The organism is Kribbella sp. CA-245084 (genome assembly GCF_050942355.1).
GTDB lineage: Bacteria > Actinomycetota > Actinomycetes > Propionibacteriales > Kribbellaceae > Kribbella.
Window position 1 is genome coordinate 3238743 of record NZ_CP192053.1, and the last position, 22545, is coordinate 3261287.

Consider the following 22545-nt stretch of genomic DNA (forward strand, 5'->3'; position numbering starts at 1 on the left):
CTGTGAGCCGACCATGAAAGCTGTCCTGCGCCGCCTCACCTGGGGTCTCGCCGACCAGGCTGTGACCAGCCTGGTCAGCTTCCTGGTGGGCGTTGTCGTCGCCCGGCAGCTGGGCGCGCTGGAGTTCGGCGCGTTCAGTCTGGCCTGGGTGACGTACGGCGTGGTCCTGAACATCTCCCGCGGCCTGGGGACCGATCCGCTCGCGGTCCGGTTCAGCGGCCTGGAGCGGCCGGTGTGGCGGACCGCGGTCGCGAAGTCGTCCGGGATGGCCATCGTCGTCGGTCTCGGCACCGGTGCGATCTGCGCGCTCGTCGGGCTGCTCCTCGGCGGGCACGCCGGCCAGGCATTCATTGCCCTGGGCATCGTGTTGCCCGGCCTGATGCTGCAGGACAGCTGGCGGTTCGCGTTCTTCGCCTCGGGACAGGGCGGCAAGGCTTTCATCAGCGACATCACCTGGGCGCTCGGCCTGGTGCCGCTGCTCTATCTGGCGTCCCAGCACGCCAGCGTGACCCGGTTCGTGCTGGCGTGGGGTGGGGCCGGCGTGTTCGCGGCGCTCGTGAGCGGGCTGCAGGCGGGCATCCTGCCGCGGCCGGCGCTGGCTCGCCGCTGGCTGTCCGAACACCGCGATCTCAGCCTGCGCTACCTGACCGAGAACGTCACGCTCAGCGGCGCCTACCAGCTCCGGATGTACGGACTGGGCGCGTTCGCAGGCGTCGCGGCCGTCGGTACGGTGCGCGGCGCGGAGATGCTGCTCGGACCGTTCTTCATCGTGCTGTCGGGCATCGGGCTGGTCGCCGTACCGGAGGCCGCGAGGGTTCTGCGAAGGTCTGTCCGGGCGTTGCCGTGGTTCTGTCTGGCACTCGGAGGTGCGCAGGCGCTCGCCGCGCTGGCCTGGGGTCTGCTCCTGCTGTTCGCGCTGCCGGACAAGTGGGGCCACGCACTACTCGGCGAGGTCTGGCTGACCGCGTCCGTATTGGTGCTGCCGGCAACTTTGTCGGTGGCGTGCGCCGGTTTCAACACCGGGGCCGCGGCGGGTCTGCGTGCGCTCGGTATTGCCCGCCGCAGTCTGAAGGCTCAGCTATGTGCGTCGGCGTTCTACCTCGTCGGCGGGGTCGTGGGCGGTGCGCTCGACGGTGCGCGCGGGTCGGCCTGGGGCGCTGCGTGTGCGACGTTCGCAGCGGCTTTCGTGTGGTGGTACACGCTGCGCGTCGGCGTCCGGGAGCGCAAGCAGCTCGAGTCGGCGGTGGATTCCGAGGAGTCCCAGCCGGCCGTTCCCGAAGTGAGAAGCACATGAACGCCGTACCGCGGCTGACCGTCGGGCTGCCGGTCTACAACGGCGAGAAGTATCTCGCCGAGTCCCTCGACGCCCTGCTGGGACAGTCGTACGGCGAGTTCGAGCTGATCATCTCCGACAACGCCTCGACCGACGCGACCGAGGCGATCTGCCGCGAGTACGCCGCCAAGGACCCGCGGATCACGTACCTGCGCCAGCCGGCCAACATCGGCGCCACGCCGAACCACAACTTCGTCTTCGAGCAGTCGCACAGCGAGCTGTTCAAGTGGGCCTCGTACGACGACCTGTACGGACGCGAGTTGCTGGCGCGCTGCATCGATGCGCTCGACAACGATCGCGAACTCGTGCTCGCCCACTCCTGGGAGGCGTTCATCGACGCGGCCGGCGAGATCCTCCTCACGGTCGACTATCCGCTCGCGACGGCCTCGCCGGATCCGGTCGAGCGGTTCCGGAGCATGCTGTTCGCCGTCGGCGGCGACGACTTCTACGGCGTGATGCGCTCGGAGACGCTGCGCCGTACGCCGCTGCACGGCAGCTACCACCACGCGGACCGCACGTTGATGGCCGAGATCGCGCTGTCCGGGCGGTTCTACCAGGTGCCCGAGGTGCTGTTCTTCCGCCGCGACCACCCCGACCGCGCCGAGCGGGCGAAGCCGACGATCCGCAGCCGCAGCGCAAACATGGAGCCGCGGCGCGCGCGCCGGCTGAGCAACCCGACCGCGCGGTTGCTCGCCGAGTACGTCGGCGGCTTCGTCGGCGCGATCCGGCGGGCGCCGCTCTCGTCGGCCGAGCGCCGTCGTTGCTACACGCACCTGCTGCGCTGGCTGGCGAGCCGGGCGGCGCACAGATCGTCGGCCCGGATCGAAGACACGGTTCCCGCCAGGCACCCGCAGGCTCTCGCAGAGATGAGGAGAAGATGAACGCAGTACCGCGGCTGAGCATCGGCCTGCCGGTGTACAACGGCGAGAAGTACCTCGCCGAGGCGCTCGACGCGCTGCTCGGGCAGACGTACGCCGACTTCGAGCTGATCATCTCCGACAACGCCTCGACCGACGGCACGGAGCGGATCTGCCGGGAGTACCTGGCCCGCGACCCGCGCATCCGCTACATCCGCCAGCCGGTGAACGTCGGTGCGTCGCCGAACCACAACGTCGTCTTCACCGAGTCCCGCGGCGAGCTGTTCAAGTGGGCGTCGTACGACGACCTGTACGCGCGGGATCTGCTGGAGCGTTGCATCGAGGCGCTCGACGAGCACCCGGACGCGGTGCTGTGTCACTCGTGGAGCGCGATCATCGACGAGGCCGGCGACATCGTGGCGAAGGTCGGCTACCCGTTGACCACCGACTCGCCGGACCCGGTCGAGCGGTTCCGGAGCCTGCTGTTCGACGTCGGCGGTGATGACGACTACGGCGTGGTCCGGGCCGACGTACTGCGGCGGACCGCGCTGAACGAGAGCTTCTACCACGCCGACCGGACGATCGTGGCCGAGATCGCGCTGCACGGCCGGTTCCTCCACGTGCCGGCGTCGTTGTTCTTCCGCCGCGATCACCCGGACAGTGCGCTGCGGTCGAACCGCACGGTCCGTTCCTGGTGCGGCAACCTCGACCCGCGCCGCCGGAAGCACTCGACTGTCCGGCTGCTCGCGGAGTACCCGCTGGGTTACGTCCGGATGCTGTTCCGCGCGCCGCTGACCGGCGGCCGGCGAGTGCGTTGCCTCTGGCAACTTGTTCGCTGGATGACCAGCCGGGCCGTGCCACCGTCCATGCGACGGCAGGACACCCCGGTCGAGCAGGTCAGCGAGGTCGTGTCGGTATCCATGGTGGTCGCAGGCCAGAGCGGACGAATCGCATGAACGACAAAGGATTGCGGATCGGGTTCTTCGGCCTGCTGGGCCACGGGAACCTCGGCAACGACGGGTCGCTGGAGGCGTTCCTCGCCTACCTGGCCAAGTCGTACCCGGACGCGGAGATCGACTTCCTCTGCTCCGGTCCCGAGGTGGTGGAGAAGCGCTACGGCCTGGCCGCGACCCGGATGAACTGGAACCGCGACGAGTACAACACGGCCAGCAGCCTGCGGTCGGTCGCGCTCAAGGGGATCGGCAAGATCGTCGACTTCTTCTGGACCGCGTCCTGGGTCCGGCGCCACGACGTCGTGGTCGTGCCCGGAATGGGCGTGCTGGAAGGCGGTCTGCCGCTGCGCTGGTGGGGCTTCCCGTACTCGCTGCTCCTGCTGACCGCAGCCGGTCGCCTGACCGGTACGAAGGTCGCGCTGGTCAGCGTCGGCGCCAACACGTCGGGACGGCGGATGACCCGTCGTGTCTTCACGCTGGCGGCCCGCCTGGCGTACTACCGCTCGTTCCGCGACCAGCTGTCGAAGGACGCGATGCGCGCCACCGGCCTGGGGATCGCGGACGACCCGGTCTACCCGGACCTGGCGTTCTCGCTGCCGATTCCCGCCGTACGGTCGGCGACTCCGCCGGGAGAGCCCACGACCGTCGGCGTCGGCGTGATGACCTACCGGGGCACCGACGACGACCGCGACCGCGCCGAGGAGGTCTTCGACGAGTACGTCGCGAAGATGACTCGCTTCGTGCACTGGCTGGTCGACCACGGGCACCGGGTCCGGCTGCTCACCGGCGATCACGAGGACGAGCTGGTCTCGGCCGCGATCCTCGCCGACGTACGCGAGAACCGGCCCGACCTCGATCCGTCCTGGGTCGTCGAGGACCCGCCGAAGTCGCTGGACGACCTGATGGCGCAGATGGCAGCGCTCGACACGGTCGTCGCCACCCGGTTCCACAACGTCGTGTGCGCACTGATGCTGTCCAAGCCGACCGTGTCGATCGGGTACGCCGCGAAGAACGACGTACTAATGGCCGACATGGGCCTCGCGGAGTTCTGCCAGAACATCCGCTCACTCGATGTGGATCGGCTGATCGCCCAGTACACCGCGCTCGAGTCCCGTCGCGACGTGGTCGGACCGGCGATGGACGAGCGGAACGCCGTCAACCGCAGCCGGCTCGAGGACCAGTACGACGTCCTGTCGTCGAAGGTCTTCCCGGCGCAGGCGGAAACTTTGGAGGGACGCTCATGAAGGTGACGCAGGTACCCGAGATCGCCGGGGTCTATCTGTTCGAGCCCACACCGCACGTCGACGACCGCGGCTTCTTCAGCCGGACCTTCGACGCCGAGATCGCCCGGTCGGTGGGGATCGACCCGGACGGGTTCGCGCAGGACAGCCTGTCGCGGTCCCGCAAAGGCGTGCTGCGCGGGATGCATCTGCGCTCCGGACAGGGCGAGGCGAAGCTGGTCCGCTGCTCGGCGGGTGAGGTGTTCGACGTCGTGGTCGACCTCCGGCCGGACTCCCCGACGTACCTGGGGCAGGCGCACTTCACGCTGTCGGGGGACACCCAGGCTTCGGTGTACATCCCGGCCGGATGCGGGCACGGTTTCCAGGCGCTCACCGAACCCGCGGACATCGCGTACCGGATCGACCGGCCGCACGATCCGTCCGAGGACGTCGTGATCGCGTACGACGACGCCGATCTCGCCATCCCGTGGCCGTTGCCGGTCACGCTGATGTCGGCCCGCGACCAACGGGCCGTATCTGTTGCGGACCTCGCCGCGGGCGTCCTGAGCGCCCGCTGATCGATCACCAACTCCGGAAGGGGGCCCTCATGGCTCACACCGCATCGATATCGCAGCTCCAGACGCCGCCCTGGGCGCTCGTCAACGGCGAGCTCGTGCCGTACACCGACGTCAAGATCCACATCGGCGCCGAGGCGCTGACCCGCGCGCTGAGCGTCTTCGAAGGCGTGAAGGGCTACTGGAACTCGGCCGGCGAACTCTTCTCGATCCGGACTCCGCGCCGTCACTACGACCGGCTCCGCCGTTCCGCGACGCTGTTCCACATCCCGGTCCGATTCAGCTATGAGGAGTTCGTCGCCGGGCTCGAGAAGCTGGCCGGCGAGCTGCTGGTGCCGGACAAGGACCTGTGGTTCCGGCCGACGATGTACGTGACCCACGGGCACTGGGGTGAAGCGACCGAGGCCGACCTGGTGGTCACCGCCTTCAGCCAGCGCAAGCTCGACCCGGACCCGATGCGGCTCGGCGTGACGAGTTGGCGGCGGGCCGGCGACCTGGTCCTGCCGACGCGGGTGAAGAGCAGCGCGAACTATGTCGGCGCCCGGATGGCCCGCATCGAAGTACGCCGCCTCGGCTACGACGACGCGATCATGCTCAACGACGCCGGCCGGGTCGCGGAGGCGACCGGTGCCTGCGTGCTGATCGTCCAGCGCGGACGGATCGTGACGCCGCCGACCAGCGAGTCGTGCCTGGACAGCATCACGGTCGACATCCTCGAAGAGGTGGCCAAGGACCTGGGGATGCCGTTCGACCGGCGCCCGATCGAGCGGACCGAGTTGCTCGCCGCCGACGAGTGCGGCCTGGCCGGCACCATCTCGGAGCTGACGCTGGTCTCCGAGCTCGACGGTGTCGAGTACGACCAGTCCGGACTGCTGGCGCAGCTCCGGCAGCGTTACCTGGAACTCATGCGTGGCGACCTGGCCCTGCCGGGTGTCGAGCTGATGCCGTTGCCCGGCGCGTCACGTGAACTTCAGGCGGCGGATGCGGGCGCATCGGCCGACTGAGTCCGGCAGCTACCGGACGGGGGAAATCTCGCAGTACGACCAGGAGGGGGACTCCATTGCATTCCATTTATGTCGACGCCGAATTCAGTGATGACGAGCGTAGGCAGAAGCTGTACGAGGGCGACCTGTTCGTCTACTCGCCGCGCCCGTCGACCCTGGCACTGACCGAGTTCGCCGGTGAGATGGCCAAGCAGGCCTTCGCTCCGCTGGACCCGGAGACGGCTCAGTTCGACATGCCTGTGGAGGAGTACGCGGCGCTGCTCGCCGAGCTGAAGCCGCGCTTCATCCACCACCCGGAGTCGAAGCGGCTGATCCAGGAGATGCTGGTCGACTTCGGTTGCGACCAGGATCAGGTGTACTTCGACGTGCCGCGGATGCGCAGCTCGACCTCGGACGACTACCTGACGACGGGGATCGCGTTCGCGTTCCATCCGCACCGCGACACCTGGTACTCCGCGCCGTACACCCAGCTGAACTGGTGGCTGCCGATCTTCCCGATCAGCCACGACAACGGGCTGGCCTTCCACCGGCGGTACTGGGAGACGCCGGTGAAGAACAGCTCGCGGGTGTACAACTACGCCGAGTGGAACGCGACCAGCCGGAAGATCGCGGCGACCCAGATCGGCGTCGACACCCGCGTGCAGCCGGTGCCGGAGGAGGAGGTCGAGCTGGTGCCGCAGATCCGGCCGATCTGCAAGCCGGGCGGGATCATCCTGTTCTCCGGGGCGCAGCTGCACTCGAGCGTGCCGAACACCTCGGGGCGGACCCGGTTCAGCATCGATCTGCGCACCGTGCACCTCGGTGACACGATCGCGGGCCGGATGGCTCCGAACATCGACTCCGAGTGCACGGGGACGACGATGGGCGACTACCTGCGGGTGAGCGATCTCGAGCACATGCCGGCCGAGCTGATCGCGGAGTTCGACACACCGAGTCGCGAGGCTGTCTGAGAAATCTCTGGCCAGTCGTCAAGCTTTTGGTCCGGCCGGCGTCAGCGCGACGCCGGCCGGACTGCCTTGTTTTCTTGATCATTTCGTGATGAAGCAACCGGTTCGCGGCTCACAATGCAAGTTCTCCACAAGGAAGGCGGCCTGGTGGTCGCCGAGGCCCGTGGTGCGTAGTAATCTTCGGTGACTCGTCGCCGACGCGCGGGTGAATTCTGGGGATGGACAGCTGCGGGAAGCCCTGGGCACGGAGCGTGTCCGAGTGGCCGCAACGTGAGACCGAAGGACTGGTGTGAGCGGAGCCGAGGCGCCCGGCCGGATGGACGGGCACGGACCGCTCTGGGTCGTGCCGCATGAGGTCCCGGCGATCGTCCCGCTGTCGTCGCGCTCGACCGAGCCCCGCTGGGTCGGTGTGTACCGCTGGGCCGCTGTCGGCGGTGACCTGCTGGCCGCGATGCTCGGCGTCTCGATCGCGCTGCTGACCAGGTTCGGATACCACGTCGGTCCCAGCTATCTCGTCGTGAGCAGTCTGCTGCCGCCGGCGTGGGTCGGTGTCGTCGCGCTGTCAAAGGGCTACGACCCTCGGTACTTCGGCGCCGGGCCGGACGAGTTCCGGTCGCTGATGCGTTCCGGCGTCGGCCTCACGGCCGCCGTCGCGATGACGTCGTACGTGACGAAGACCGAGATCGCCAGGGGCTTCGTGGTGCTGGCGATCCCGGTGATGGTGATCTCCGCCCTGCTGCTGCGGTATGCGTTGCGGAAGGACCTGCATCGCCACCGCGTCAGAGGTCGCTGCATGCACAGGGTTCTCGTGGTCGGGCGAAGTGGCCCGGCCGCGACGCTTTGTGAGCACCTGGAGAAGCGTCCGACCGACGGCTACCGGGTGGTGGCGACGTGCCGGCCGCGCGGCGACGGTCACGGACACCTGCAACCTGACGAGCTGGACGAGCCGGACATCCTCGCCGCCGCGGATCGTCACGCGGTCGACGTGGTTGCCGTCTCGACCGATCCGGAGCTGGTCGGCCAGTCGCTGCGCCGCCTGTCGTGGGCGTTGGAGCAGCGCGGCATCGAACTGATCGTGTCGCCCGGCATCATCGAGGTGGCCGGTCCGCGGATCTCGGTCCGCCCGGTCGCCGGTCTGTCCTTGCTGCACCTGGAGCGGCCGTCGGTCAGCGGCGGGCCGCACCTGATGAAGGCCATCTTCGACCGAACCGTTGCCCTCGGCTTCATCGCCGTACTGTCCCCGTTGCTGATCGGCCTCGCGCTCGCGGTCAAGGTGTCCAGCCCGGGGCCGGTGCTCTTCCGGCAGCAGCGGATCGGCCGCGGCGGCGTCGAGTTCACCATGCTGAAGTTCCGGAGCATGTACTCCGACGCCGAGCAGCGGCTCGGTGATCTGTACGCGTTGAGCGACGGCAACGGCGTGATCTTCAAGATGCGCGACGACCCGCGGATGACACCGCTCGGCCGGTGGATCCGGCGGTTCTCGCTCGACGAGTTGCCTCAGCTGTTCAACGTGCTGCGCGGCGACATGTCGCTGGTCGGTCCGCGGCCGCCGCTGGCCGAGGAGGTCGCGCTGTACGCCGCCGACGACTCGCGGCGGATGCTCGTGAAGCCCGGCATGACCGGCCTGTGGCAGGTCAGCGGCCGCAGCGACCTGTCCTGGGACGAGTCGGTCCGCCTCGACCTGCGCTACGTCGACAACTGGTCGATGACCCTGGATCTGCTGATCCTCTGGAAGACCGTGCGCGCGGTGGCCTACGGCGCGGGGGCGTACTGACATGGACCTTCACGCACCCGTGTACGTCGCGGGACACCGCGGCCTCGTCGGCTCCGCGATCTGGCGGCGTCTGGAAGCTGCCGGGTTCACGCAGCTGATCGGCGCGACCTCGTCGGAGCTCGACCTGCGCGACCGTGATGCCACGTTCGCGTTCCTGGCCGAGCACAAGCCCGCCGTGGTCGTCGACGCAGCGGCTCGGGTCGGCGGGATCCTCGCGAACCGCGACCACCCGACCGAGTTCCTCAGTGACAACCTGCGGATCCAGGTGAACCTGATGGACGCGGCCCTCGAAGTACGGACGCCGCGGCTGTTGTTCCTCGGGTCGTCGTGCATCTACCCGAAGTACGCCGAGCAGCCGATCCGCGAGTCGAGCCTGCTGACCGGCGAGCTCGAGCCGACCAACGACGCGTACGCGATCGCGAAGATCGCCGGCATCATGCAGGTCCAGGCGGTCCGCCGGCAGTACGGTCTGCGCTGGATCTCGGCGATGCCGACCAATCTCTACGGGCCGAACGACAACTTCGATCCGGCCACGTCGCATGTGCTGCCGGCTCTGATCCGCCGCTTCCACGAGGCGCATGAGTCGGATGCTCCCGAGGTTGTGCTGTGGGGGAGCGGTACGCCGCGACGCGAGTTCCTGCACGTGGACGACCTGGCCGACGCGTGCCTGCACCTGCTCGAGCAGTACGACGCACCGGAGCCGATCAACGTCGGCGTCGGCGCGGACATCTCGATCCGTGAGCTCGCCGAGCTGGTCGCCCGCGTCGTCGGGTACACGGGTGCCTTGAGCAACGATCTGTCCAAGCCGGACGGCACCCCGCGCAAGCTGCTCGACGTGAGCAAGCTGCTGGCGCTGGGCTGGAAGCCGTCCGTCGACCTCGAAGACGGTGTGGCCGCCACCTACCGCTGGTATGTGGAGAACCACTCATGAAGAAAGCCTTCGTTACCGGGATCACCGGCCAGGACGGTTCGTACCTGGCCGAGCTGCTGCTGGCCAAGGGCTACGAAGTACACGGCCTGATCCGGCGCGCGTCGACGTTCAACACCAAGCGGATCGACCACCTGTACGAGGATCCGCACGCGAAGGACAAGCGGCTGTTCCTGCACTACGGCGATCTGACCGACGGCTCGCGGCTCGTCACGCTGCTGGCATCGATCCAGCCGGCCGAGGTGTATCACCTGGCCGCGCAGTCGCATGTGCGGGTGAGCTTCGACGAGCCGGAGTACACCGGTGACACCACCGGGATGGGGACGACGCGGCTGCTCGAGGCGATCCGGATGATCGGGCTGGACTGCCGGTTCTACCAGGCGTCCTCGTCGGAGATGTTCGGCGCGACGCCTCCGCCGCAGAACGAGGACACCCCGTTCTACCCGCGGTCGCCGTACGGCGCCGCGAAGCTCTACGGCTACTGGATGACCCGGAACTACCGCGAGGCGTACGACATGTTCGCGGTGAACGGGATCCTGTTCAACCATGAGTCGCCGCGCCGGGGCGAGACGTTCGTGACCCGGAAGATCACCCGTGCGGTCGCCGCGATCAAGACCGGACGGCAGGATCGCCTGTACCTGGGCAATCTCGATGCCAGCCGGGATTGGGGCTACGCCCCGGAGTACGTCGAGGGCATGTGGCGGATGCTGCAGCACGACACCCCGGCCGACTACGTGATCGCGACCGGTACGTCGTACTCGGTCAAGGATTTCGTCTCGCGCGCCTTCGACCATGTAGGGCTGGACTGGGAGGAGTATGTCGACTACGACGCGCGCTACGTGCGCCCGACCGAGGTCGACTCGCTGATCGGGGACGCGTCCAAAGCCATGACCGAGCTGGGCTGGAAGGCCCAGGTGCACGTGCCGGAGCTGGTTCAGATCATGGTCGACGCGGATCTCGCCGCGCTGAACCCGGAGGACTGACTGATGACCGATATGCAGACCGCGGCGACAACCGGTTCGGCTGTGGCCGAGCGGGTCGATGTCCTGGGCATCCATGTCAGCATCACCAATCCGGACCACACGGTTGCCACGTTCGCCCGCTGGATCGACGACGAAGCGCGCGAGCTGGTCTGCGTCACGGACATGAACGCACTGCTGCACGCGCGCGCCGACGAGCGGCTGACCGAGGTCTACAACACCGCCGGGCTGACGGTGCCGGACGGTATGCCGCTGGTCTGGGCGGGCCACAAGGCCGGCTTCGAGCAGATGGACCGGGTCGCCGGGCCGGACCTGCTCGAGCGCGTGATGGCCGAGGCGGCCGAGCGCGGCTGGACGCAGTACTTCTACGGCGGCGCCGAGGGTGTCGCCGAGGAGCTGCGGGAGGTCTTCCAGGAGCGCCACCCGGCGTTGAAGGTCGTCGGCACCGAGTGCCCGCCGTACCGGCCGCTGACAGAGGCCGAGGACGCGGCCGTGGTCGCCCGGATGAACGAGGCGCGGCCGGACATCATCTGGGTCGGGCTCGGCGCCCCGAAGCAGGAGCGCTGGATGGCCGACCACCGCGACCGGCTGAACGCGACGATCCTGATCGGCGTCGGCGCTGCGTTCGACTTCCACACCGGCCGGCTGGAGCGCGCACCGCTGTGGATGCAGCGCGCCGGGCTGGAGTGGAGCTACCGGCTGTACAAGGAGCCGCGCCGGCTCTGGAAGCGCTACGTGCTGGGCATCCCGCGGTTCCTCGTGGGCGTCCTCCGTCATCCGCCGCGTCCGCTCTAGAGTGAGCCGGTGAAGTTCCGGCGGCCGAAGTTGCGTCGGCTGGCCGGACCGGCCAGCCGTGCCAGTTGGGGTCTGGCAGACCAGGCGCTGTCGAGTCTCAGCAACCTGGCGGTCGGGGTCGTCGTCGCGCGTTCGAGCACGGTCGCTGACTTCGGTATCTACGCGCTGGCCTTCGGCGGCTACACGATCGCCCTCAACGTGTCCCGGGCGGTCTCCACCGAACCCCTCGCCGTCCGCCACTCCGGCGATCGCACGCCTGAATGGCAGCGTGCGGTCCGGGCCAGTACGGCAACCGCCTTGCTGACAGGCCTTCTGGCGATGGTGGTCGGCCTGGCGATCGCGGCGTTCCCGGGCGTCCCGTCCAGGGGAGTGCTGCTCGCCTTCGCGGTGACGATGCCGGGCCTGCTACTGCAGGATGCCTGGCGCTGGGCCTTCTTCGTCGTAGGCGAGGGCACGAAGGCGTTCGTCAACGACCTGATCTGGTTGCTGGCGATGCTCGCGATCTTCGGCGGCCTCTACCTGACCGGTACGACGTCGGCGTTCAGCCTCACGTTCGGCTGGGGGCTCGGTGCGGTCATCGCCGCGATAGCCGGCCGTTTCCAGGCCGGGGTGGCGCCACGGCGGCAGCTGATTCGTGAATGGGTGAAGCGGAACTGGGACCTGAGCCCGAAGTACGTCGGGGAGATGCTCGCCGTCTCGGGCACGATCCAGGTCTACATGCTCGGCATCACCGCGGCCGCCGGCCTGGTGGCCACTGCGGGCATCCGCGGCGCGCAGGTCCTGCTCGGCCCGGTCAACGTGCTGAACCAGGGCATCCGGATGATCTCCGTGCCCGAAGCTGCCCGTGCCCTGCGGCATTCGTACCGCCGGCTGTGGCTCGTGGGCCTGGCCATCTCGTTCGGCGTCGGAGCCGGCGCGCTGGCCTGGGGCGCTGTCTTTCTCTTGCTACCGGCCGTTGTCGGCCGCGAACTGCTCGGTCCGGGCGTGTGGACGCAGGCTCACAGCGTCCTGATCCCGGTCATCCTGCTGCAGGCCCTCGGCGCTTCGAACGCCGGTGCCTTCGCCATCATGCGAGCCCTGACTGCTGCCACTCGCGGCCTGCGCGTCCGTCTGATCTCGTCGGTCATCCTGATCACCTGCGGCGTCGGCGGCGCCTTCCTCTGGGGCCCGAAGGGCGCGGCGTGGGGGCTGGCCGGCGCCTCGTTCACCACGTTGCTGCTGTGGTGGAACGAGGCGCACCGAGCCATCGCCGCCCATCGCCGCGCCACCACCCCCTGACCCCGCCCGACCCGGTCCCGCTCCGCGTGGGTCTGCCCCCGGCCCGGTCCCGCCCGCCCCCAGGCTGGTCCGATCGCGCACGGGCAGTGCCGTGTTCGTCTGAGAGGTCAACCCCCAAGCAGGTCGGTTGGCCCCTCGGATTCAGGTGGGCCAACCGACCACCTCAGGGGTTGACCCCTCAGACGAACCGGAGCCGGCCCCCGGCGCACGCGCGAATGGGCCGGGGATGGGGCGGTCAGGCGGTACGGCGGGATCGGGCGAAGGCTGCCCGGATAGCAGCGGCGGTTCGGGCCGGACGGTCCAGGTCTGGCCACATGATGCGCACGACCCCACGTCCGGCCGCGCGCAGTCGGTCCTCGCGGATCTTCTCCTCGACGAGCACGTCGCCCGATGCGTCGGCGTACTTCAGTCTGCCGTCGAACTCGACGACCGTGTTGTATTCGGAGAAGTCGAAATCGACACGTCCGATGATCCCGTCCCGATCGCGGTAGACGACCTGGAGTTCCGGCGCCGGCAGCCCCTGGTTATGCATCAGGACCCGCAGCCGAGACTCTCCGACCGACTCCGACCGGCCGTTCGCGAAGCTGAGAGCGGCTCGGGCCGTGGCGCTTCCCGGCCAGAACTCGGTGAGTCGAAGCAGTCGGCCCAGGTCATCCTGGTCGATTCCGCCATCGCGAAGCGCCGCATCAGCGAAGATCACGCCGGACTCGAACGACGCGACGCAGGCGGATTCGACGACAGCCCTGGGCAAAGCCGTCGCGGTCAGATCTCCGACCGTTACGAGGTCGTCCGGTGTCAGAACGCCGCGGTGATATCGGACCCCGGCGACGGGGCCGGTGTGCCTGCGTTCGTCCAGGCGACTGAGGTGCACCTCTGACAGGTCGACGCCCCACAAGGGCAGTCCGTGCAGCAGGAGGGACGATTGGTGGCTGATGGCAACCGCTCCGGACCGCATCGCGTTCATCACGGCGTAGACCAGGAGTCGATGTCGAGCCAACTCCCGCTCCCAGGGAGGCAATCGGCTCAGGTCGGCGGCTTCGGCGTACTGGCCGTAGCGCACCCGCAACCAGCGTCCATCTCGGACCCGGTCCCTGATCCCGCGCGGCGTGTACCCGCACGCGAACGCTTGCGCCCGGCTGAACACGCGACCCTGGCTTGCGGTAATCATGGCGAGCATCGGATTCATCCCGCAAGGATCGGCGGTCGACGACGTCCGGCGCATCCCCCAACCCGGGACCTGTGGACAACCCGAGCCCAGCTCCAAGACCCCTCCCACGTACGTCTCAGGGGTCAACCCCGCAGCTTGACGGTTGGACGGGAAGATTCTTCCTCCGCAACCGACAGCCCGCGGGGTTGACCCCTGAGACGTACCACGATGACGGCGCGGCTGATGGTGCAGGCCGCGCCGCTGCTGCGAGTTAAGGAATCTTCACGCTCGCGGTCGCGCCCTTCATGATGTTCCGTCCGTCGTGCACCTCGATGTGGTACGCGTACGTCGAGCCGCGCTTCAGGCCGCGATCCACCACCTGGTAGGACTTCCGCGCCTGCCAGAAGTACGACGTGTGGGCGGTCGACCCGACGTTCAGCGAACCGCGGAACACGTTGTACGTCAGCGTCAGGTTGTCCAGGTCGTACACGTCGGGGTACGTCACGTAGACCCGGCCGGACGTCGTCGCACTCAGCGTCGGCGCCTTCGGTACGGCGGGAGCCGCGCCGCCCGGCGTGTTCGTGAACCGGGTGATGCCGACCTGGATCTGGCCGTTCACGTGCAGGAAGTCACCGCCGACCCACAAGTCGGTCGCGGTGCCGGCCATCGCCAGCGGGCCGACCTTCGTGGTGCTCTTCAGGTTCGCGTCGGTGTTCGGGAACCACGGTCCGAGGTTGCCGTTGACCGCGCTCTCGACCAGCAGGTAGTGCGTCCCGCTGCCGTTGGCGAAGCCGTTCGGCGACGACGAGCAGTCGTGGGCGTGGGAGCCCTTGTAGAGCCAGTTGCCGATCGCCTTGATCGCCTCGGTCGCGCCCAGGCACTTGTTCTGCCACAGCAGCTTGCCGGTCGAGACCTGCGCCGCGAGGACGCCGTCGTAGCAGCCGCCGCCGTCACCGCCGTTGGAGACGTACACGTTGTCGCCGAGCGTGTCGATGTCCTTCACGCGCGTGGTGCAGGTCGCGGTCGGCTTCGGGATCGCAGCCGCCGCCGGGAAGTCGAAGGCCGCGCCGGTGGTGTTGTTCAGCATCGCCAGCGAGTAGTGGTCCTTGCCGTTGATCGTGCTGAACGGGCCGCCCGCGAAGACCCGGGTGCCGTTGTCGGACACGTCGAGCGCGTACACGTCGTTGTTCGCGTTCGGGTTCCACGGCAGCAGGTCGCCCTGGATCAGCCGGACCGCGCCGAGCCGGTTGCGGACCGCGCCGTCGATCTTGCCGAACGCGCCACCGATGAACACGCTGTTGCCGTAGATCGCCAGTGCCTTCACGCGGGCCGCGACCACCGGGTCCCAGGCCTGCACGATCTTGCCGGTGGCGACGCTGAACATCGCGATCTTGCTGCGGCGCAGGCCGTTCACCATCGTGAAGTCGCCGCCGATCACGACCCACTTGCCGTCCGGGCTGGTGGCGATGGAGTAGACCGGACCGTTCACGGTCGGCGCGAACGCGGTCGGCTTCCCGGTGGTCCGGTCGAAGGCGGCGACGTAGCTGCGGAGAGTCTCAGGCGCCTGACCCGACGCCATGCCCGGCTGCCGGAGCCTGGTGAACAGACCGCCGGCGTACACGGTGTTCCCGGCGATGGCCAGGGCGTTCACGCTGTTGTTGGTCTGCCACGAAGGCTGCTTGATCGCGGATACGGCGGATGCGAAGCCCGGAGTCGCCGCCTCCACCGGCGGTCCCGAGGGAATCAACGCTGCGGCCACGACAGCCGCTGCGGTGACAAGGGCCAGCACTAACTTCTTCATTTATGTCCTTCGACAGGCGGGGGCCGTACAGCGCGTGCCTCATCACGCACCAGCGGCGGACATTACCGCTGTGGGAGGCCCACCGGAAGCAGGCCTCCCAATCGCGTTACAGGTTTGTGCCAAACCTTGCAGTAAGCGATCTTTTCACTTTGCTGCAAAGTGGTTTTGGACCTGTACCGGTGTGAGTGCGTACGGGTACACGGCCGCCTCGTCGATACCCATTCCGGTCTGGGTCGCCCCACCGCCGGACCACGAGTTCGTGGAGTCGTAGCCGACCCGCCACCAGCCGTAGTACAACGACGCCTGGCCCACGAGCGCGCTGCCGCTGAGGACGCCGTCGACGTACAGCTTCATCATCCCGTTGTCGAACGTGCCGACCACGTGGTGCCACTGGCCGTCGTTCTTGCCGGACGGGCTGGTCAGCGTGCGCTGGCTGCCGTCGTTGACGCCGAAGACGATCGAGCCGTTGGTCCGCATGTACAGCATCCGGTCGTTGATCGGGCTGCTCTGGGTCTTCCCGTTGCCGAAGCCGATGATGCGGCCGCCGCGGCCGACACCGCTCTGCTTCACCCAAGCCTCGACCGTGAACTGCTGCGGGAAGCTGTACCCCTTCTCGCCGACCATCCGGCCGGTGGTGGTGCTGGTCGTCATCGCCGTGTTGCCGGCGATCGCGCCCACTCCGCCCAGCGTCACGCCCGTGAACGTGCCGTTGTTGCTCTGACCGGAGGAGTCGACCGACGTCGTCGTACCGGCCGCCTCACCGAGGCGCCAGTAGGCCTGCGGCCCGTCGGCGTTGACGATCTGGTCGTACGCCGTCGATGCAGCCGAAGCGACCGTGATCGGGTCGGAGTAGTTGCCGCGAACCGCCGTCACGCCGTCGGTGACCTCGACACGGTAGTTCGTGGACTCACCGGGCGCCGAGGATGTGTCGGTGTAGCTCAGCCACGGCCGGTCCCACGGCGTGGACTTGGCCGTCCAGGTCGCGATCGTGGTGTTGCTGAACCCCTTCAGCAGCCGGTAGGTCAGCGTGCTGTCGTCGTTGTCGACCACGGTCGGGAAGTAGATCTGTACGACGCCCGGCTGGACGCTGTACGGGAGCAGCTTGGCCGGCTTGGCCGGTGCCGCACCCGGGGCAGCGTTGGTGAAGTGCGTCAGACCCTGCTGTGCGACCCCGTTGACGTGCAGGAAGTCGCCGCCGGCCCAGAGGTCGTTGCCACTGGTCGCGAACGCCAGCGGGCCGACGTTGGTCACGCTGTTCGGGTCCGCGTCGGTGTTCGGGTACCACGGGCCGAGCGAGCCGTCGGTCAGCTTCTCGCTCAGCAGGAAGCGGTAGTCGAAGCCCTGCGGGAAACCGCCGGCGCCCTGGTTGGCGCAGTCGTGGGCGTGCGATCCCTTGTACAGCCAGCCGTTGACCACCTTGACCGCTTCGGTCGCGCCGAGGCACTGGTTCTTCCACTTCAGCGTGTTGGTCGCGATGTCGACGGCCCAGGTGCCGTCGAAGCAGCCGCCGCCGTCACCGCCGTTCCCGAAGTACACGGTGTCGCCGCTGGCGTCGATCGACTTGACCCGGGTCGTGCACGACCCGTTCGGCGGCGGTACGGCGGAGGAGCCGGGGAAGGGCAGTACTGCGCCGCTCACCGGGTCGAGGCTCGTCACGGTGTTCTGGTTGGTGCCGTTGACGGTGCTGAACTGACCGCCGGCGTACACCTTGGACGCGTCATCGGCAGCGTCGACGGCGTACACGTCGCCGTTCACGTCCGGCGCCCACGGCAGCAGCGTGCCGGTGTCGGTGGTGACCGCTGCGAGCCGGTTGCGGGTCAGGCCGTTGACCAGGCCGAACGAGCCGCCGAAGTACACCGTCGTACCGGAGACGGCGATCGTCTTGACCCGGTAGGACACGGATGGCTTCCAGTTCGCGACCAGTGCGCCGGTGGCGGTGTCGAAGGCGGCGATCCGGTTCCGGGTCTGCCCGTTGACCGTGGTGAAGTCGCCCCCGACGAAGATCCGCGAGCCGTCCGCGGAGGCGGCCACGGCGTAGACCTGCCCGTTCAGCACCGGATTGAACGCGGTGACCAGTGCGCCGGTGGTCGCGTCGAACGCGGCCAGGTACGCCTGTCCGACCTCGCCGGTCCCGGCGGCGGCGCCCGGCGGACGGACGCTGGTGAAACGGCCTCCGGCGTACGCCTTGCCGGCGGCGACGGTGATGCCCTGGACGCTGGCGTTGGTCTGCCAGGTCGAGCTGTTGACCGCCGAGAGCGAGGCCTCGATGCTCTGCGCGGGCGGCGCGAACGCCACCACCAGCGCAGCGGCGAGCAGAGTGCCCACGACCCCCAGCCGCGTGAACAGACGTCTCTTCGTCATGCTGCGATGTCCCCCCTTGGACATAAAAGTGAAAACCCCAGATTCCCCCGAGAAGAGAGTAGGGCACCGGAGGAGATGCTGTGATCACATTCCGGTGCCTATATCCTGGGGCGCTGGCGTCAACGGAGTGAGGTAGGCAATGGAACCCGGCACCGTGGTCTGGCGGGAAACCGCTCAGTCTCTGCTGCGGCAGAAGTGGCTGATCATGGGCTGCATCGTGCTCGGATTGCTCGGCGCTTCCGTGTTCGCCCTCTCCCAGACGATCCGCTGGACCGCCTCGAGCCAGCTGGTGATCGGCCCGGCCGTGCCGCCGGCGCTGGTCGGGAAGCTGTCCGACGGCGCCGACAAGACCGGCCCGCTCGGGATGGACCTGCCGGCCGAGACCCAGGCCCGCGTGATGGCCAGCCCGACGCTCCTGGCCGCCGTGGTGAAGCAGCTCGGCATGCCGACCGACGACAAGACGATCCAGGACCTGGCGTCGGTGACCCGGGTGAAGGCGGTCACCGACAACGCCTACCTGGTCACGACCGACGGGCCGACGGCGCAGAAGGCGGTCGATCGGGCGAACGCGATCGCAAGCATCTACCTGGCGCAGCGCAACACCGAAGCCAAGGCGCTGCTCACCAACCTGGCGGAGCAGGCGCAGGCCCGGTCGAAGACGGCCACCCAGCAGTCCCGCAGCCTGGTCAGCCAGATCGACGAGGCGGTCGGTCGCGGCGACAACCAGACCGCGGCGGCGCTGCGCGACCAGCGGGTCGGCCTCGCGACAGAGGCCCGGCAGGCCGCGGACGACGCGGCGGCGATGCTCAAGGCGCTCGCCACGGTCGGCGCGGGGAGCCAATTGGTGACACCGGCAACGACCGACACCGCGAGCTCGTCGCCGATCGTTGCCCGCGACATCCTCGTCGGCGGGATCCTCGGTCTGGTGCTCGGCTTCGGTCTCGCACTGCTGCGGTCCCACCTGACGCCGTACATCCTGACCCGGGACCAGGCGGCGCGGGCGACGAGCTCGCCCGTGATCGCGGCCTCCGAGGGGCATCGGCGCCGGTTCTGGCAGCGGTCGGCTCCGGAGCTCCCGCAGTACGAGATCACTGCGCTGGGGGCCGAGGCGAGTGGTGCGCTGGCGCGTCGCGAGCTGAGCCCGCGCGCGTTCGCGGGCGGCGGTCCGGGAGCGCTGCTGGTGGTCTCTGCGTCACCCACGCCCAACTCGGCCGGCATCGCGCTCGCGATGGCTGAGGCGAATGCTCGCGACGGCCGGGAGACCCTGCTGGTCCTCGCCGACATCGAAGGTACGCCGGTGTTGCCGCACCTCACCGGGCATGAAGGACTCACCGACCTGGTGATGGAGCCGGCCGCGACCCGGGCGATCCGGGCCCGCAAGCTGTTCCGCCCGGGCACGGTCGCGGACCTGTACGTCCTGCCGCCCGGCCTGAACCACGAGGAGACCGCCGAGGCGGTCGGCCCGTCGCTCGTCCCGGGCATCGTCGCGGACCTGCCGCCGGGGTATTCCGTCGTGATCCACGGCCCGGCCTCGGTCGGACGGCACGGCATCACGCCGCTGGCCGCCGCGGTCGACGCGTCCGTGCTGGTGGTCCAGGTCGGTCTCGACAAGGAGATGGACGTCGCCCGGCTGACCGGTGCGCTGCAGTTCGCGGGCGCGCCGGTGCTGGGCGTCGTACTGATCGGGGCGGCGTCACAGGACGAGACGCTCGGGATCCCGCTGAACTACAAGCCGCTGGACTCGGCTCCGCCGATGCGCTGATGCAGAGCACCTACTCGCGCGCGAATCGATTGGCCCCGGCGGTGCCGGGGACGGTCGAGGGCGAGATCGAACGGCCGGCCTGGTTCTGGCTCATGCTGTGGTGCCTGTTCGTGCTCGGCGTCCAGCCCTGGTCGTCGCGGGTCGCGGCGCCACAGGGCACGACCGGGTCGACGAACAGCATCGCGAAGGGCGTGCTGCTCGGGGTTGTCTTCCTGGTTGCTCTCGCGGCGACCAAGCCCGGGTTCCGGACCCGGGTGAATCCGGCGAGCTGGCTGTACGTCATGTATGTGCTGTTCGCGTGTGCGACCGCGTTCTTGCTGGCCCAACCGATGGGGCCGTTGACCAGGTTGGCCCGGTTCCTGATCGGGCTGGTGTTCGTCTTCCTGCTGTGGCGGCCGTTGGTGCAGGTGCCGGAGCGATTGGTCCGGGCCCATCTGTGGGCCCACCTGTTGCTGGCGGCAACCGTCGTACTGAGCCTTGTCTACGACCCGGGCCAGGCCTGGCGGCCGCTGAGCTCGCTGGGCACGGGGTCCCGGCTGCAGGGTGTCATCATCCCGATGCTGCCGCCGCGCGTCGGCGAGGTCGGGGCGATCCTATGCGGGCTGGCGTTGATCGGGCTGGTCTGCCGGAAGCTGTCGGCCCTGCCGGCCATCGCGCTGATCGGATTGGGCGGCGTCCTGATCGCGGCCAGTCGCACCCGAACGTCGGCGGCCGCGCTCGCATTTGGGCTGGTGGTGGCGCTGATCATCACTCGCAAGACCTGGCTCGGCCGGATCGCGTGCCTCGTGGTGCCTGCGCTGCTCGGGTTGGCGTTCTTGACCATCGGGTCGCTGCACACCTGGCTGCTGCGCGGTCAGGGCACGCGGCAGATCACCTCGTTGAGCGGCCGTACGACGAGTTGGCAGGCGGTCGTGGACGAGAAGGTGTCGACGCAGACCGCGATCATCGGCCACGGCCTCGGCAACAAACGGGTCCTGCTGACCCGCGGCGAGGGCGACGTCGACGTGATGGCGATCGACAACAGCTGGCTCGGGCTTTATTGGGAGACCGGTCTGCTGGCGGTCGCGATCGTCGCGGTGGCGCTGATCGTCGCGTGGGTCTCGGTCCTCCGCGCGCCCACGCCGTACATCAAGGCCAGTGGCGCGCTGTTGCTGGCCTATGTCACCGCCGCCTCGCTCAACGAGAGCGGTCTGTCCGACCTGTCGTCGATGACCGTGCACCTGCTGGTCGCCGCCGCCATCTGCGACGCCGATCGGATCCGGCATCGAAGACGGTCGTTGGCGGGCTCAGCTGCTCACTGAGTCCTGGTCGAAGCCGGACTGCTGCCACTCGGACCAGGTCATGGTCTTGCCCCGGTACGCGAAGTGGTCGGCGCCCTGGTAGCTGTTGCGGCGGAACGTGATCGCGCCGGGCTGCGTTGGGGAGCGCTTGTTCTCCACCACGCCGAGGGACGACGCCGCGTCGCTCATCACGACCAGGTTGCCCTCGACGAGGACATTGCGCAGTACGTAGGTGCCGCGCGGACCGTCGCCCCGCGTCCGCGACTGGATCGACAGGGCGTTGCGGTTGTCCTTGATCAGGTTGCCGCGGACCTGTACGTCGGAGGACGTGTTGACGTTGATACCGCCGCCGTCCCAGAGCGTGCCGCCCGAGCCGCGGCCGGTGCCGAACCCGTTGTGCTCGACAACGTTCTGGTCGATCACGGCCGAGTAGCTGATCTCGTACCGGATGCCGTCGGCCGCGTTGTCCCGGATCCGGTTCCCGGTGATCCGGCGGTCGTACTCCGCGATGTCGCTCCACATCCCGATGCCGCGGTTCGCGATGATGTCGTTGCCGCTGACCTCGCCGGACGAGCGGGTGGACTTGATCCCGCCGGACTCCCAGTCCGCGATCCAGAAGCCGTCGGTGTTGTTGCGGGTGACCAGGTTCGCGGTGATCTTCACGCCGGCCGACTTGTACTGCCCGATGCCGAGCTGGCCGTTGTCGGCGACGGTGTTGCGGCTGACCACGGTGTTGTCGCCTTCGATCACCATGATGCCGACGGCGTGGTTCCAGCGGACCTCGTTCGCAGTCACCTTCCAGCCGGCGCCGGCCTGCAGCGCGCCGGCCTGCGGGCGGCTCGCGAACTGCTGGATGGTCAGGCCGGTCACGGTGACGTTGTCCGCGGACTTGTCGATCGCGGTCTGGGTCTTGGCCATCTCGATGACGTGGCCGGTCGGGTCGTCGCCCAGGTAAACGGCGTTGGCCTTGTAGTCACCGAAGAACGTGCCTGGCTTGAGCTGGCTCAGGCTCATCACGCGGGTCAGGTGGTTGCCGTCCTGGAACACTTGCTCGCCGAGCTGGCAGGGCTTGGTCTTGTTGTCCTCGCACTGCCCCTTCAGCGGGTACGCCGCGGGCAGAGCGCCTTGGACTGTCCAGCCGCTGCCTGCTCGCTTCCATCCGGTGAGCCGGACGGAGCCGCTGAGTACTGCGCCGATGTTGCCGGCCAGGGTGTCATTGCTGCGTGGCTGGATCGGACGCGTGAGCCGATGTACGCCCTTGGCGAAGCAGAAGGTCGTGCCTTGCGCTGCCGCGTCGATGATCGGCTGTGGGTCGGTGCCTACCGGGATGTTCGTACCGTCGCAGGGTTTCGCCGTACTCGGGCCGGTTGGTCCGAGGACGGCGGCCGCCGCGGTCGGGGGAGCGGTGGGGACGGTGACCGTGGTGGTCGCGGACGGCGCTGACTTGGGCGGCTCGGTTTTGCCCGAGCAGCCCGACACCATCAGCAGCGTGGCACCAACTGCCACGACAACCCCACGCCTCATCCAGGTCCCTTCACCCGCCCCCGGCG

General features: G+C 68.6%; 18 protein-coding genes. 14 read left to right on the forward strand and 4 right to left on the reverse strand.

Going from position 1 to position 22545, the window contains the following annotated elements:
* Window positions 1-13: 13 nt before the first annotated feature.
* The 12 genes from ACQPYH_RS15615 (at window position 14) to ACQPYH_RS15670 (ending at window position 12644) form a co-directional block, all read left to right on the forward strand.
* A complete protein-coding gene (locus tag ACQPYH_RS15615) occupies window positions 14-1294 on the forward strand; it encodes a hypothetical protein (protein WP_432891858.1) in 1281 nt (426 codons plus the stop codon).
* Window positions 1291-2214, forward strand: a complete 924-nt coding sequence (locus tag ACQPYH_RS15620) for a glycosyltransferase family 2 protein (RefSeq protein WP_432891860.1) — start codon at window positions 1291-1293, stop codon at window positions 2212-2214. The genes ACQPYH_RS15615 and ACQPYH_RS15620 overlap by 4 nt, the downstream gene beginning before the upstream one ends.
* Window positions 2211-3146 carry a glycosyltransferase family 2 protein gene (locus ACQPYH_RS15625; protein ID WP_432891863.1) on the forward strand — a complete coding sequence of 312 codons (936 nt, stop codon included), beginning with the start codon at window positions 2211-2213 and terminating at the stop codon, window positions 3144-3146. The genes ACQPYH_RS15620 and ACQPYH_RS15625 overlap by 4 nt, the downstream gene beginning before the upstream one ends.
* A complete protein-coding gene (locus ACQPYH_RS15630) occupies window positions 3143-4387 on the forward strand; it encodes a polysaccharide pyruvyl transferase family protein (protein WP_432891865.1) in 1245 nt (414 codons plus the stop codon). Before ACQPYH_RS15625 ends, ACQPYH_RS15630 begins: the two co-directional genes overlap by 4 nt.
* Window positions 4384-4941, forward strand: a complete 558-nt coding sequence (locus ACQPYH_RS15635) for a dTDP-4-dehydrorhamnose 3,5-epimerase family protein (RefSeq protein ID WP_432891868.1) — start codon at window positions 4384-4386, stop codon at window positions 4939-4941. Before ACQPYH_RS15630 ends, ACQPYH_RS15635 begins: the two co-directional genes overlap by 4 nt.
* A 29-nt stretch (window positions 4942-4970) precedes the next feature.
* Entirely contained in the window at window positions 4971-5942 is a 972-nt protein-coding gene (locus ACQPYH_RS15640) for an aminotransferase class IV (protein WP_432891871.1), read from the forward strand.
* A 56-nt stretch (window positions 5943-5998) separates the two neighbouring features.
* The gene (locus tag ACQPYH_RS15645) at window positions 5999-6892 is read left to right on the forward strand and encodes a hypothetical protein (RefSeq protein ID WP_432891874.1); all 894 of its coding nucleotides are present in this window, start codon (window positions 5999-6001) and stop codon (window positions 6890-6892) included.
* Window positions 6893-7178: 286 nt separating this feature from the next.
* Entirely contained in the window at window positions 7179-8663 is a 1485-nt protein-coding gene (locus ACQPYH_RS15650) for a sugar transferase (protein ID WP_432891877.1), read from the forward strand.
* Window position 8664: 1 nt separating this feature from the next.
* Window positions 8665-9594: a GDP-L-fucose synthase family protein gene (locus tag ACQPYH_RS15655; RefSeq protein WP_432891880.1), complete on the forward strand. Its 930-nt coding sequence runs from the start codon at window positions 8665-8667 to the stop codon at window positions 9592-9594.
* A complete protein-coding gene (gene gmd, locus ACQPYH_RS15660; RefSeq protein ID WP_432891883.1) occupies window positions 9591-10574 on the forward strand; it encodes a GDP-mannose 4,6-dehydratase in 984 nt (327 codons plus the stop codon). The genes ACQPYH_RS15655 and gmd overlap by 4 nt, the downstream gene beginning before the upstream one ends.
* Before the next feature lie 3 nt (window positions 10575-10577).
* Window positions 10578-11366, forward strand: coding sequence for a WecB/TagA/CpsF family glycosyltransferase (locus ACQPYH_RS15665; RefSeq protein WP_432891886.1), 789 nt, complete (start codon window positions 10578-10580; stop codon window positions 11364-11366).
* 9 nt (window positions 11367-11375) lie between these two features.
* Window positions 11376-12644 (forward strand): hypothetical protein, encoded by a 1269-nt coding sequence (locus ACQPYH_RS15670; protein ID WP_432891889.1) that lies wholly within the window; start codon window positions 11376-11378, stop codon window positions 12642-12644.
* Between the two features lie 235 nt (window positions 12645-12879).
* Here ACQPYH_RS15670 and ACQPYH_RS15675 read toward each other — a convergent pair whose 3' ends face one another.
* The 3 genes from ACQPYH_RS15675 to ACQPYH_RS15685 form a co-directional block, all read right to left on the reverse strand.
* On the reverse strand, window positions 12880-13812 hold the full coding sequence (locus tag ACQPYH_RS15675; protein ID WP_432891892.1) for a type IV toxin-antitoxin system AbiEi family antitoxin domain-containing protein: 933 nt from the start codon (window positions 13810-13812) through the stop codon (window positions 12880-12882).
* A 250-nt stretch (window positions 13813-14062) separates the two neighbouring features.
* On the reverse strand, window positions 14063-15592 hold the full coding sequence (locus tag ACQPYH_RS15680) for a fibronectin type III domain-containing protein (protein ID WP_432891895.1): 1530 nt from the start codon (window positions 15590-15592) through the stop codon (window positions 14063-14065).
* Between the two features lie 144 nt (window positions 15593-15736).
* Window positions 15737-17953 (reverse strand): LamG-like jellyroll fold domain-containing protein, encoded by a 2217-nt coding sequence (locus tag ACQPYH_RS15685; protein ID WP_432891898.1) that lies wholly within the window; start codon window positions 17951-17953, stop codon window positions 15737-15739.
* Between the two features lie 139 nt (window positions 17954-18092).
* Here ACQPYH_RS15685 and ACQPYH_RS15690 point away from each other — a divergent pair, with 139 nt between their 5' ends.
* On the forward strand, window positions 18093-19715 hold the full coding sequence (locus tag ACQPYH_RS15690; RefSeq protein WP_432891901.1) for a Wzz/FepE/Etk N-terminal domain-containing protein: 1623 nt from the start codon (window positions 18093-18095) through the stop codon (window positions 19713-19715).
* Window positions 19715-21016, forward strand: coding sequence for an O-antigen ligase family protein (locus ACQPYH_RS15695; RefSeq protein ID WP_432891904.1), 1302 nt, complete (start codon window positions 19715-19717; stop codon window positions 21014-21016). The genes ACQPYH_RS15690 and ACQPYH_RS15695 overlap by 1 nt, the downstream gene beginning before the upstream one ends.
* Here ACQPYH_RS15695 and ACQPYH_RS15700 read toward each other — a convergent pair.
* Window positions 21002-22501, reverse strand: coding sequence for a right-handed parallel beta-helix repeat-containing protein (locus ACQPYH_RS15700; RefSeq protein WP_432891906.1), 1500 nt, complete (start codon window positions 22499-22501; stop codon window positions 21002-21004). The two genes, ACQPYH_RS15695 and ACQPYH_RS15700, sit on opposite strands and share 15 nt — an antisense overlap.
* Window positions 22502-22545: the final 44 nt, after the last annotated feature.

Coding starts and splice junctions, on each gene's coding strand:
- ACQPYH_RS15695 (WP_432891904.1), top strand. CDS start 19,715: ATGCAGAGCACCTACTCGCGCGCGAATCGATTGGCCCCGGCGGTGCCG.
- ACQPYH_RS15690 (WP_432891901.1), top strand. CDS start 18,093: ATGGAACCCGGCACCGTGGTCTGGCGGGAAACCGCTCAGTCTCTGCTG.
- ACQPYH_RS15620 (WP_432891860.1), top strand. CDS start 1,291: ATGAACGCCGTACCGCGGCTGACCGTCGGGCTGCCGGTCTACAACGGC.
- ACQPYH_RS15615 (WP_432891858.1), top strand. CDS start 14: ATGAAAGCTGTCCTGCGCCGCCTCACCTGGGGTCTCGCCGACCAGGCT.
- ACQPYH_RS15685 (WP_432891898.1), bottom strand. CDS start 17,953: ATGACGAAGAGACGTCTGTTCACGCGGCTGGGGGTCGTGGGCACTCTG.
- ACQPYH_RS15655 (WP_432891880.1), top strand. CDS start 8,665: ATGGACCTTCACGCACCCGTGTACGTCGCGGGACACCGCGGCCTCGTC.
- ACQPYH_RS15665 (WP_432891886.1), top strand. CDS start 10,578: ATGACCGATATGCAGACCGCGGCGACAACCGGTTCGGCTGTGGCCGAG.
- gmd (WP_432891883.1), top strand. CDS start 9,591: ATGAAGAAAGCCTTCGTTACCGGGATCACCGGCCAGGACGGTTCGTAC.
- ACQPYH_RS15640 (WP_432891871.1), top strand. CDS start 4,971: ATGGCTCACACCGCATCGATATCGCAGCTCCAGACGCCGCCCTGGGCG.
- ACQPYH_RS15625 (WP_432891863.1), top strand. CDS start 2,211: ATGAACGCAGTACCGCGGCTGAGCATCGGCCTGCCGGTGTACAACGGC.
- ACQPYH_RS15635 (WP_432891868.1), top strand. CDS start 4,384: ATGAAGGTGACGCAGGTACCCGAGATCGCCGGGGTCTATCTGTTCGAG.
- ACQPYH_RS15630 (WP_432891865.1), top strand. CDS start 3,143: ATGAACGACAAAGGATTGCGGATCGGGTTCTTCGGCCTGCTGGGCCAC.
- ACQPYH_RS15680 (WP_432891895.1), bottom strand. CDS start 15,592: ATGAAGAAGTTAGTGCTGGCCCTTGTCACCGCAGCGGCTGTCGTGGCC.
- ACQPYH_RS15675 (WP_432891892.1), bottom strand. CDS start 13,812: ATGATTACCGCAAGCCAGGGTCGCGTGTTCAGCCGGGCGCAAGCGTTC.